An 11,934-nucleotide genomic window follows, 5' to 3' on the forward strand; every position below is an offset into this window, starting at 1 on the left:
CCCGAACCCACGCTGTCCCGGCCTACCGACGCCGGCACTGCTGATGCGGCGACGTCGTCGTCGTGCCCCACTCCGGTGCCAGAACGCGGCGGTGCGCTCGCCGGGGTGAGGGCACGCTGCATCGGCGACACAGTCAGTGTCGACCTCGCCGACGCTCTCGGCGCGCAGCCGACACTGATCAACCTGTGGGCGTCCTGGTGCGCCCCGTGTCGGACAGAGATGCCCGTACTCGACGCCTACGCGGCAGAACCCGGCGCGATCCGGGTCGTCGGAATCAACGTCGAGGACCGACCAGGCGATGCGGCGGCGCTAGTGGCGCAACTGGGTATTCGGTACCCGAACTACATCGACGACGGCACTATTCAGGACGCGCTCTCTGCCCCACCGGTCCTTCCCTTGAGCTTCATCACCGGCCCCGATGGGGGCATCGAACGCGTCATCGATCCCACGGTGTTCGAGACATCGGACCAAATCCGCACTGCAGTAAAGGACTCGACTTCATGAGACTCAGCCGCCCTACGGGGGCTCGAACACGCGAACAGAGCAGGCTGACCGCCGCGGCAGCGGCATCCGTCCTTGCGGTTGTACTCCTGGTCTCTGGATGTTCCGCAGGCGCCGACGCCGTGTCCTCCGGCGGTAGCTTCGACTTCGTGGCACCCGGTGGCCAAACCGACATCTTCTACGATCCCCCCGAAACACGCGGAACCATAGGCGAACTCGCCGGTCCCGATCTGATGGAGGAGGGCAAGAACACCGCACTCTCGGACTACGACGGCGAGGTCGTTGTCATTAATCTCTGGGGCCAATGGTGCGCCCCCTGCCGCGGAGAAGCCGACGACCTCGAAGAAGTCTTCGAAAGCACCAAAGACAGCGGAGTGCAGTTCCTCGGCATCAACGTCCGAGATCCACAGAAAGACAAGGCCCAAGACTTTGTTGTCGACAACAACGTCTCTTACCCCTCGATCTACGACCCCGCGATGCGGACGCTGATCGCACTTGGCGGGAACTACCCGACCAGCGTGATTCCCTCGACGCTGGTACTCGATCGAGAGCACCGGGTAGCGGCGGTCTTCATGCGTGCCCTTCTCACCGAAGACCTCCTCCCTGTCGTCGAACGGATAGCAGCCGAATGACTATTCTTCTTGCCCAAGGCGTCGGCTCGACGTTCCAGAATGCGGCATCGAGCGGACCGCTGGTACTGGCGATCGCCGCATGCATGCTCGCCGGTTTGGTCTCGTTCGCATCACCGTGCGTTGTGCCCCTGGTGCCGGGCTACCTGTCGTACCTGGCGGGCATCGCAGGTGCCGATGCGCCGCCGATCGGCGCCGCCTCGACTAGTGGAGCACCGTCGAAGCTTGCAAGCCGCTGGCGCGTGGCCGGCGCCGCGGCTTTGTTCGTCGCTGGCTTCACCATTGTCTTCGTCCTCGCTACCGCCTCGATCTTCGGAGTCATCGGCACCCTGCGCATCAACGAACAGGTGCTCCAGCAGGTCGGCGGTGTCATCACGATCATCATGGGCTTGACGTTCATCGGGTTCATTCCCGCATTCCAACGCGATACTCGCTTCGCGCCGCGACGCATTTCGTCTCTTGCTGGAGCGCCGCTGCTCGGGGGCGTGTTCGCGCTCGGCTGGACGCCGTGCCTTGGCCCCACCCTCGCTGGTGTGCTCTCTGTAGCTGCCGGCACTGAAGGCGCAACGGCAGCGCGCGGAGTCACCCTCATCGTCGCCTACTGTCTGGGACTCGGTCTACCGTTCGTTGTCCTCGCGTTCGGCTCAAGTTCGGCGATGCGCGGTGTCGGCTGGCTCCGGCGGAACTCGCAGAGAATCAAAGTCGCAGGTGGTGTCATCATGATCGCCGTCGGTGTCGCCCTGCTGACAGGGGTGTGGGGGTTGTTCATTGCCTGGATACGCAATGAATTCGTCAGTTCGGTAGTCTTACCCATCTAAGACGGAAGCCGACCCTCACCACGCAGTGCAAGATCACGCCCCCCAACTGCCCGTGCCGGGGACAGTGAACCCACCATCTGTCGACGGTGCCATAGCCGCAATGACCCGACCCGAGAGCCCATTTCCCTCCCACGGATCTGCGTGCCCCAAATGCGACCCGTAGCTCGCTGCCGAATCAGACCCCCCGCCGAGGTTCATCGGCGGGGAGGGCGTGTTTCCGAGGCCCTTGTTGATGGGTTTGGCAGCTCAATGGGCCCCGCCCTTCGAAACCGAAGGGCGGGGCTCGGTTTTTAGCCAAGCCCCGCCCTTCGGTTGATAGTTCCCAGAGTTGATAGTTACTGGGGGAGCAGGCTTTCCATTGTGGAGATTTCGCTCTGCTGCGCATCGACGATAGTGGAGGCAAGCTCCTTGGCATCAGGATTGGAACCGTCGGCCAATTCGATCTGAGCCATCTCGATTGCCCCCTTGTGGTGCTCGATCATCATGGTGAGCCACATGGAGTCGAACTCCGCTCCGTTGGCGGCCGACAACATATCCATGTCCTCCTGGCTCATCATGCCGGTCATACCGCCCATGTCCATACCGCCCATGTCCATACCGCCCATATCTGCAGACGCAGCGGGCTGTCCCCATGCAGCGAGCAGAGCATTCATCTGCTCCATCTCTGGCGCTTGAGCTGCTTCGATGGCCTGGGCCAGCTCGATGACCTGAGCATTCTCAGTTCGCCCGTCGACAAGTGAAGCCATATCCACCGCTTGTGCGTGGTGGGGGTACATCCCTTCAACGAACGTAACATCGGCATCGTTGAAATCGGCCGATGCTTCAGCCGATGCTTCAGAGGACGACGAGGCCGGTGCATCGCTACTCGACATGCCAGGCATGTCCATTCCGCCGTCGTCACTGCTGCAACCAGCGAGAACTATAGCGGCGACAGCGGAAGCCGCCGTAATCGCGACCGTGAAGCGGGTAGATCGATTCGAACGCATAGCAAACTCCTCAAATATGTTGGGGTGGTTCGGATCGACGGGCACACGGGCCCGTCGTCATCTGTGTCTCACACAACTGTGAGTCACCTGTCAGATCCGAAGCACAGACAATTCGGAGAGAGTGAAAATGGTCCAGGGCGGCGGGTGCCCGGTTCGATGACGAACTGCCGACATTCGCGCAGCGTGGACGAGAGAACCGGCAAAGCCCACAACGACTGCCCGTAAAACGGCCAACGCCGCGACGGCGCCGACGATAGCCAGACACAGATGCATAACCGAGCTGTGATCGCCACAGCCATTCCCACAGTGCGCTGCGGAACCACTCTCCACTGCCGTCGCAGACAATGCTGCCGAATGCTCGCTGACGACGGGTGGAGCGCTCACCGTCGAGGTCATCGTGTGTTCGCCGATACCCGCGGGCGATGCGAACGACATCGGCGCAGAATGCATGAGAAGGACACCGAACAGCACTACTAAAGCGCCGACCGCACCTAGGAGCCAATTCTGGTTCATAGGTTCCGCGCTTGAAGCCCTCACCTGGCTGATCTTACCGGTCTGCCACACTGTCAACCGCCTCCTCACAGGCACTCCCTCCGGAGACACGCGGACATCGAATCAGGTAGTGGTGGGCCGGTTCATTGCCGTCACTTCATCCCACGGAACGGGCGCGACCTTCACGACGTCGCCGCCAGTGGGGGCGTTGACGTATTTCCCGTCGCCGATGTAGATCCCGATGTGTCCGATCGGGGAGTAGAGAGAGATGAAATCACCCGGTTGCAATGATTCCCGGGAGACGGGTGTACCAGCTTGTGCTTGGTCTGCGGCCACGCGTGGAACGGTCAATCCCAGTTGTTTATAAGCGAAGTAGATCAGTCCGGAGCAATCGAAGGACCCCGGCCCGGTAGCTCCCCAGGAATAGGGTTTGCCGAGCTGGTCGAGGGCGATGCGCATCGCCTGCGCTGAGGTTCCACTCGCAGCCGAGGCGGCGGCGGGTAGTTCGGAAGGATTCGTGGTGCCGGGGCTGACGATGGCAGCCCGATCCGCATCGGTGAGGGCGGCGAGTTGGTCGGTGATTTTGGCGATCTGATCGGCCAGGTCGGTCCGGCGTTGCTCAAGGTCGCGTTGTGTCCGCGCGGCGTCCGCCTCGGCTGCCGCGGCGGACGCCTGTGCTTGCCTGGCTTGATCGAGCTGGTTGCGCGCTTCTTCGTCGATCTGTGTCGAGTCGGCGAGAGCTGCGGCTCGATCGGCAAGGATCCGGTCCAACAACACCATCTGATCGAGTAGTTGCTGCGGGCTGTCCGCGACCAGAACGGCCCCGAGGGAGGATTGCGGTACACCCTGGTAGGCGGAGTTGACGGCTTTGGTCAGTGCTTGACGATTGGCGGATGCCGCCACTTCGGCGTCCCGAGCCGCCGCCGAGGTCTCGTGGGCGAATTGAACTGCTGTGCTCAGTTCGCCGCGGCGACGATCGAGGGTGTCCTGCGCGGCGTACATGCTCTCGGTGAGAGTGAATGCGGTCGCATTGAGTTCAGTCAGTTGTCGTACGGCTTCGGATGCGTTCGCCGGGGGTGCAGCGGGGTCCGCTGATGCTGGAGCCATCGCCGAGAATGCCGCGGCAACAACGATGATCGAGGCGATCAGGGTAGCGCGGACACGCCGCGTCGGGCCTGAAGAAGAAGGCACAGAAGAATCCTCTGGGGTCGGTGTGGGTTACCCTGCGTCACCAGCGAAGGAAACGGAGCGCGGCGAGAGCCGCATGGGACTGTGTCCGGCCTCGCCGGTCACCATTGTCGAGTATCGGCAGTCGTGGACGGTTCCTCACTGTCGGCTGAAGCTTTCGCATCGACGACGGGCGACGCCTGTGTCGTCTCGGCGGGCGTCGAGTCGGCGTCGCCTGACGCCGACTGCGATGTCGCCTCGGCTTCAGTGAGAACTCGATTGCCAGATTGCTTGGCGCTCGGCTTCTTGTAGTCGGACTTGACCGCTAGCCCCTTGGGTTTGACGGTTGGCTTGGACTCCGTTGCCTCGGCGGGTTTGCCTGGTGCCTTCGCGCCTGGCTTTTTGAAGCCGGACTTGACTGCTAGTCCCTTGGGTTTGACGGTCGGCGTCGACTCGGTTGCTTCTGCAGGCTGCGCAGATGTCTCGTCAACATCAGGTTTGGGTGCTGCAGTTTTCGTGCCTGGAGCTTTGCCCTTGATTGCGAGTCCCTTGCCGCCTGGTGCCTTTGCGCCGCCGGCCAATCCGAGGCCCTTGGGTTTCGCGACCGGCGCATCAGTTGTTTCCGAAGATTCAGCTGGTTTCGCTCCACCGGGCGCTTTCGCTCCAGGTGCCTTCGCGAGGCCCTTCATCTTCAAGCCGCCTGCCTTCGGTGCAGGCGCGGCGGGTGCAGACTTCGCTTCGGCCGGCTCTTCGACGGGCTCGATTCGCTCGGCTTCTTCGACCTCCGCGGCCTTCTCCGTTGCGAGCTCCTCTTCGGGCGTGGGCTCGCGTGGAATGACCTTGATGTTCTCGGACAGAACCGACGAGTCGACGCGGGTGATCGACTCAAGCATCAGCTGCGCGACGTCGACGACCTCGACACCTTCGTGTGCGCCGCCTTCCTGACGCGCGGTGACACCGTCGGTGAGCATGACGCGGCAGAACGGGCAACCCGTTGCGATCTTCTTCGGGTTAGTGGCCAGCGCTTCGTCGACCCGGTCGATATTGATGCGCTTTCCGATGTTCTCTTCCATCCACATGCGAGCGCCACCGGCACCACAGCACATGGACCGTTCACCATGACGCGGCATCTCTTTGAGATTGGAGCCCGACGCTGCCATGAGCTCGCGGGGAGCGTCATAGACCTTGTTGTGACGACCCAGGTAGCAGGGGTCGTGATAGGTGATGTCCTCGCTGACGGAAGCCACCGGAATCAGCTTCTTTTGCCGGACAAGACGGTTGAGGAGCTGGGTGTGGTGGACTACCTCGTACTCGCCACCGACCTGCGGGTACTCGTTTCCGAGGGCATTGAAGCAGTGCGCACAGGTGACGACGATCTTGCGCTTCTTCTGGTCGATACCGTCGAACACGTTGTTGAGCGTTTCGATGTTCTGCAGAGCAAGCTGTTGGAAGAGGAACTCGTTGCCTGCGCGGCGAGCGGAGTCGCCGGTGCAGGTCTCGTCGGCACCGAGAACCATGAACTTGACGCCCGCGGTGGCGAGCAGTTCTGCGACGGCCTTTGTGGTCTTCTTTGCGCGGTCTTCGTAGGCGCCAGCGCAGCCGACCCAGAAGAGGTATTCGTAGTCCCGGAACGAGTCGACGTCCTGTCCAAAGACCGGAATATCGAAGTCCATCTCGTTGATCCAGTTGAGCCGGTCCTTGGAGTTCTGGCCCCAGGGGTTGCCCTTGTTTTCAAGGTTCTTGAACAGGCCTGCGAGCTCGGACGGGAACTCCGACTCGATCAGAACCTGGTAGCGACGCATGTCGATGATGTGGTCGACGTGCTCGATGTCGACGGGGCACTGCTCGACGCACGCACCACACGTGGTGCAGCTCCACAGCACCTCTGGATCGATGATGCCGCCCTCAATGGCATCGGCGACGAGCTTGCGATCGGCCTCGTCGCGTGCGGCCTGCGGGATAGCGTCGAGCTTGGCCTGATCGGGCTTGCCTTCGGCGTCGACGAGGCCGACCTCGTCGCCTGCCATGTCCTTTTTGCCGCCGGCGATCAGATACGGCGCTTTTGCGTTTCCGTGGTCGCGCAGCGACATGATCAGAACCTTCGGGGACAACGGCTTACCGGTGTTCCAGGCGGGGCACTGAGACTGGCAACGCCCGCACTCGGTGCACGTGGTGAAGTCCAGCCAGCCCTTCCAGCTGAAGTCCTCGATCTTGCCCGCGCCAAAGGCATCGACGTCGGGGTCGGCCTCTTCCATGACGAGGACCTTGCCGCCGGACATCATCGGCTTGGCGGCACCAAGTGCAACACCGCCGTCGGCCTCGCGCTTGAAGTAGATGTTGGGGAATGCCGTGAAGCGGTGCCAGGCGACGCCCCAGTTGATGTTGCGTCCAACAATCAGCAGCCAGATCATGCCGGTCATCAATTTGACGAATGCAAAGACGGAGACCATTTCGGGGCTGGCGGGCAGTAGTTTCGCGACCTGCATCGTGAAGAAGTCCGAGTACGCGTTGGCATGGCCGTAGGTGGCGATCTTGCCGGCCTTCACCAGGATCATGCCGAGGCCTTCGAGGAGGACGATGCCTTCGATTACGTAGGCGACCTTCATTCGCGATCCGGCGAAGCGGGACTGCCGCTCTGGCTTGCGCGGGTGGTTGAGCTGGCGAATCACGATGAGGACGGTGATACCGACGACGGTGCCGATGCCGAGAAGTTCATCCCAGAGATGCCATGCGAACGTGTTGCCGAAGATCGGCCAAGAGAATTCGGGGTTGAACGTTTGGCCGTAGGCCTCGAACCACAGCAGGAATCCGCCGAGGAAGCCGACCATGACGAGCCAGTGCGCCCAGCCGACTGTGCGGAACTTGGTCATGCGCGTGTGCACGATGAATTCGATCATCATCTGCTTGAAGCGCGGGATGAACGGGCGTAGTCGGGTCTTGTCCGGCTGTCCTTGCGCGATGGCCGCGACCATCTTCCAGATACCTCGGAAGAAGTACCCCCAGCAGACAAGGCTTAGGAGAAATCCGACCGTGCCCAACGTGATCGTTAGGGCGTTCATGTAAGCGGCCTTTCGTTCATCGGCAGCACGGGAGCTACCTCGGGCAGGACAGTCCCGGTTTCACTTTTGAGTAGCTGAGGTCATGTGTTGTTCGGTTGCGTGGTTTTCTGTCAACTACTTCCGGGGGCCGCTGGAATGGGGATGAACGGAATTACGAATCGCGCCTTTGGGCGGTGTCACCGCAACTGCAAACTACTATCGTTCATAGTAGATGGTCGGGTAGTGTCCGCTAACCGGGAGAGGGATGAAGACTGTGACGATGCGTGACTGGCCGGCGCGGCGTTGGGTGGCCGCCTTCCTGGGCGCGATGGTGGCCGCGCTGGTGGTGGCGATCCCCACCGGGATCATCCACACTGCGTTCTACGTTCGAATGACCCCGGTGTTGTGGTGGAACTATCCGGTGTGGATTGCCACCGCAGTTCTCAGCGGCCTCATTCTTGCGACATATGTGAGCACTGAGCTGGCCTCGTCGGTCTCTTCCCGTGTAGGGGTCAGTGCGAATGCGTTGTCGTTGTTGGCTGTCGGATGTCCGATATGCAACAAACTGGTGGTAATGGCGATCGGGGTGAGCGGTGCTCTGGATCTATGGGCGCCCGTGCAGCCCGTGATCGGAATCGTGTCGGTGGGGGTGATGGTGTGGGCTCTTCGACTGCGAATCCAAGGGGAACGCGCGTGCCCTACTCCTCGCGTAGGTAAGCAGCTCGGCGACTCCGCTGGCTTTGGCAGTGCAGGCGCAGCAAAATTGTAGGAACTCTCGCTACGTCCTATTCGGGTCCGGCGGCCGCGGATGACGAAGGCGACCGCTTCTCGATGCACCATCTGCGGTATTGGGCTGAGCTTGTCAAGTTATCTGTGCCGGTGACACCGGCAGGCGGGCGTCGGCCAGCAATCCTGCCACCCCGGCGGCCACGCAGACCGACGTCACCACTATCAGTGCCGGATTCGTTTGCCCAGTTAACGCGTCCCCGAATAGCACCGCCGCGATCGTGCCGGGCAGAATCCCCACTACAGTCGCCGCGGTGTAGGGCAGCAGACGCACCGCCGAGAGCCCAGAGCAGTAGTTGACCAGGGCGAACGGTGCCGGGGCAATGAGCCGCAAGGACCCGACCGCCAGCCACCCCCGCCGAGCCAACCGGGCATCGATGGCCTTGACCGCGGGATGCGTCAGCCGCGCTTGCACCGCGGTGCGCCCGAGTGCGCGCACCAGCAGCAACGCCAGCACGGCGCTGACAGTCGTGGCGGCGATCGTGACGGTGAGCCCGGCGGCGGGACCGAACAACAGTCCGGCGCTGAGGGTGAACACCGTGCGCGGCACCGGGGCAATCGTCAACACCGCCTGGGTCAGAAAGAACACCACCACGAACGACGGGCCCATCGACTCTGCCCAGTCGCGCACCACAGAGATCGACGGGCGGGGTATGAGGGCTGCGGCTACTGCCAGTATTGCCAGCGCTGCCACGGTGGCGAGGACTCGGCGATCGCGCAGGATCACCGGTATCCACCGGGGCCCGCGACGCGGACATCTGAGGGTGGTGTCGATGGCGGAGGCGCTCGGGCCGGCATCGTCACGCCGGGACAGCTCGCCGACAGTGTCGTCCACCGCAGGGGTGTAGGTCCGCGGGACCCGTGACGGCGGGGACGCAGCATCGCCGCGGCCCCCAGGCCGGCGAGCGCGAGACAGTTCCGACGAGGCAGGCGGGCCAGCGCCGGGAAATTGTTCAGGCATGCACAACTCCTGTTCGAGCGCGAAGCGCGGCACGGGACTGGGCCGAGAACCCGACCCGATCTACGTAGTTGCATAGTAGTTGGGGTGGGGATGGGGTCTGACCGGGGCGTTGGTCCCGCGGCCGGTACCTCGTCGGTCTCGGTCACGATGGTCTCGGCAGGGGAGCCGGGCGGACGGGTCGAGCAGATACAGGGCGGTCACAGACGCCGTCCCGATAATGGTCGGTACCAACCCAGATCAGTGCACCAAGATGCGCGACGCTGAGGAACTGTGTGTGTCGGCGATATCGCGCTAACGCTCGACCTCGGTAAGGAAGCCGTCTGCTACGCCCTGCGGATCTTGTGCGCCGCCAGGAAGGTCAGACAGCGCAAGGAAGGCCGCACCGTCTATATATTTTCTCGCGCACGGGTTTCCGGAACCGTTCCGGATGCACACCGCCTGCACCGCCTCGTCGAGATTTCCGACAAGAACGCGAGAGTGGACTGGCTTCTCACCATCCGGATGGTTAAGAGCGAACGAGCCGTGAAATCGCGTCGGTGGCCTCTTTGATCTTCGCATCGGCTTGGGGACCGCCGGCGACGGCGGCGTCGACCACGCAGTGGCTGATGTGGGCTTCGAGCAGGCCCATAGCAACCGCCTGCAAGGCTTTGGTCATCGCCGAGACCTGGGTGAGGATGTCGATGCAGTACTTGTCTTCCTCGACCATCCGCTGCAATCCTCGGGCCTGGCCTTCGATGCGCTTGAGGCGCTTGAGGTAGGCGTCCTTTTCGGTGATGTAGCCGTGCGCGGCGTGGTCATGGCCGTCGGTCTCGGCGAGCGCCTGCGTGGCAGCGACGGCGGGGGTGGCCATGGTGTCCTCCTGAAATCCGAGTGTCATGCCGAGCATCCCCGATTATGCCCGCCCGGGGTATGGGGCGAGAGGGTCGGTCCGTCGAGTCGTCGCCGGGCCGCCGCCGCGGCGCACATCACCGCGCAGCGGACCACCTCCCGGGTCGCGGGGTGCCGGGTGACCTGCACCAAGGTCGTTGTCACTGAGGACATGGTCCTCTCCTTTCGGGGCTGCATGGGGTTGTAGCGGTGGGGGTGGGCGGTCGCCTGCACGCCCACCGCCACCCAGCCTCCTAGGCGCTTGCTCTGCCCGCGGTTATCCGGTGAGGGACTTGAACCTGCGCAGCCGCAAGCTGTTGCTGACCACGAACACCGACGAGAACGCCATCGCAGCACCGGCCAGCATCGGATTGAGCAGCCCGGCCGCAGCCAGGGGGAGGGCGGCCACGTTGTAGGCGAACGCCCAGAACAAGTTGCCCTTGATGGTGCCCAACGTCCGGCGGGACAGGCGGATAGCATCCGCTGCGGCGCGCAGATCACCGCGCACCAACGTCAGATCGCTGGCTTCGATCGCAACATCGGTGCCGGTGCCCATCGCGAGACCGAGGTCGGCCTGCGCCAAGGCTGCGGCGTCGTTGACACCGTCGCCGACCATCGCAACTACCTTGCCCTGTGCCTGCAGCCGTTTGACGACGTCCACTTTGTCTGCGGGCAGCACCTCCGCGATCACCTCGTCGATACCGACCTGGTCGGCGATGGCACGCGCGGCGGCCGCGTTGTCGCCGGTGAGCATGATCGGCGTCAGACCCAGGCCCCGCAGCTGCTCGATCGCCTCGGCGGAGGTGGCTTTGACTGCGTCGGCGACGACCAGCACGCCGCGAGCCTGACCGTCCCAACCGACCGCGACGGCGGTCTTGCCCTCGGATTCGGCTGCGCGCATGGCACTGTCGAGATCGTTCGGCAGGTGCTGCGCCCGGTCGGCGAGCAGGCGGACCCGTCCGACGATCACGGCGTGGTCGTCGATTATGCCCTGCACCCCGAGGCCTTCGATATTGGTGAACTGCTCCACTGGCGGCAGGGCGCCGACCTTCTCGCGGGCACCCTTGGCGATGGCCTGGGCGATGGGGTGTTCGGACGAATCTTCGAGTGCACCGGCCAGGCGCAGCACCTGCGCGGTGTCTTCGCCGTCGGCGGTGATCACGTCGAGCAGGGTCATCTTGCCGGTGGTGACGGTGCCGGTCTTGTCGAGTATCACGGTGTCGACGCGGCGGGTCGATTCGAGTACCTCGGGTCCCTTGATCAGGATGCCGAGCTGGGCGCCGCGGCCGGTGCCGACCATCAGTGCGGTCGGGGTGGCGAGGCCGAGGGCGCAGGGGCAGGCGATGATCAGGACGGCGACGGCTGCGGTGAACGCGGCCGCGATCCCGCCGCCGGTGCCGATCCAGAAGCCGAGTGTCGCCACTGCAAGCGCGATCACGATCGGGACGAAGATTCCGGAGATCTTGTCGGCCAGACGCTGGGCTTGTGCCTTTCCGGTCTGAGCGTCTTCGACGAGTTTCGCCATCTGCGCGAGCTGAGTGTCCGAGCCGATGCGGGTCGCCCGGACCACGATTCGTCCGCCGACGTTGACCGTCGCGCCGACGACGAGGTCATCGGGTCCGACCTCGACGGGCACGGATTCGCCGGTCAACATCGAATTGTCGACCGCGGAGGATCCCTCGGCGACCA

General features: G+C 63.4%; 12 protein-coding genes. 4 read left to right on the plus strand and 8 right to left on the minus strand.

Annotation, left to right across the window (positions count from 1 at the left end):
• The 3 genes from A2J03_RS05120 to A2J03_RS05130 form a co-directional block, all read left to right on the plus strand.
• Positions 1 to 504 (plus strand): TlpA family protein disulfide reductase (locus tag A2J03_RS05120; protein ID WP_068370432.1); only part of this gene is annotated, 504 nt, incomplete at its 5' end.
• Entirely contained in the window at positions 501 to 1,133 is a 633-nt protein-coding gene (locus A2J03_RS05125) for a TlpA disulfide reductase family protein (protein WP_082897608.1), read from the plus strand. The genes A2J03_RS05120 and A2J03_RS05125, both read left to right, overlap by 4 nt.
• Positions 1,130 to 1,948 (plus strand): cytochrome c biogenesis CcdA family protein, encoded by an 819-nt coding sequence (locus A2J03_RS05130; protein WP_068370434.1) that lies wholly within the window; start codon positions 1,130 to 1,132, stop codon positions 1,946 to 1,948. Before A2J03_RS05125 ends, A2J03_RS05130 begins: the two co-directional genes overlap by 4 nt.
• A gap of 335 nt (positions 1,949 to 2,283) precedes the next feature.
• On the opposite strand, the gene A2J03_RS05135 is transcribed toward A2J03_RS05130, so the two are convergent.
• From A2J03_RS05135 to A2J03_RS05150, 4 genes are all read right to left on the minus strand, one after another.
• On the minus strand, positions 2,284 to 2,934 hold the full coding sequence (locus tag A2J03_RS05135) for a DUF305 domain-containing protein (protein WP_068370435.1): 651 nt from the start codon (positions 2,932 to 2,934) through the stop codon (positions 2,284 to 2,286).
• Between the two features lie 90 nt (positions 2,935 to 3,024).
• Entirely contained in the window at positions 3,025 to 3,447 is a 423-nt protein-coding gene (locus tag A2J03_RS31995) for a DUF6153 family protein (protein ID WP_442971322.1), read from the minus strand.
• A 102-nt stretch (positions 3,448 to 3,549) separates the two neighbouring features.
• Positions 3,550 to 4,617: an NlpC/P60 family protein gene (locus A2J03_RS05145; RefSeq protein ID WP_139318147.1), complete on the minus strand. Its 1,068-nt coding sequence runs from the start codon at positions 4,615 to 4,617 to the stop codon at positions 3,550 to 3,552.
• 98 nt (positions 4,618 to 4,715) lie between these two features.
• Positions 4,716 to 7,652, minus strand: coding sequence for a heterodisulfide reductase-related iron-sulfur binding cluster (locus A2J03_RS05150; protein ID WP_068370437.1), 2,937 nt, complete (start codon positions 7,650 to 7,652; stop codon positions 4,716 to 4,718).
• A gap of 244 nt (positions 7,653 to 7,896) precedes the next feature.
• Between A2J03_RS05150 and A2J03_RS05155 the strand changes: the two genes are divergently transcribed.
• Complete coding sequence (locus tag A2J03_RS05155) at positions 7,897 to 8,400, plus strand: hypothetical protein (protein WP_197480623.1); 504 nt, start codon at positions 7,897 to 7,899, stop codon at positions 8,398 to 8,400.
• Positions 8,401 to 8,493: 93 nt separating this feature from the next.
• Here A2J03_RS05155 and A2J03_RS05160 read toward each other — a convergent pair whose 3' ends face one another.
• The 4 genes from A2J03_RS05160 to A2J03_RS05170 all read right to left on the minus strand — a co-directional run.
• Positions 8,494 to 9,150 carry a TVP38/TMEM64 family protein gene (locus A2J03_RS05160; protein WP_068370445.1) on the minus strand — a complete coding sequence of 219 codons (657 nt, stop codon included), beginning with the start codon at positions 9,148 to 9,150 and terminating at the stop codon, positions 8,494 to 8,496.
• A 733-nt stretch (positions 9,151 to 9,883) separates the two neighbouring features.
• A complete protein-coding gene (locus tag A2J03_RS05165; protein ID WP_068370447.1) occupies positions 9,884 to 10,228 on the minus strand; it encodes a metal-sensitive transcriptional regulator in 345 nt (114 codons plus the stop codon).
• 23 nt (positions 10,229 to 10,251) lie between these two features.
• On the minus strand, positions 10,252 to 10,419 hold the full coding sequence (locus tag A2J03_RS30375) for a hypothetical protein (RefSeq protein ID WP_156520212.1): 168 nt from the start codon (positions 10,417 to 10,419) through the stop codon (positions 10,252 to 10,254).
• A gap of 103 nt (positions 10,420 to 10,522) precedes the next feature.
• A partial coding sequence (locus A2J03_RS05170) for a heavy metal translocating P-type ATPase (protein ID WP_068370438.1) occupies positions 10,523 to 11,934 on the minus strand: 1,412 nt, incomplete at its 5' end.

The organism is Rhodococcus sp. EPR-157 (assembly GCF_001647195.1).
Classification (GTDB): Bacteria; Actinomycetota; Actinomycetes; order Mycobacteriales; family Mycobacteriaceae; genus Rhodococcoides.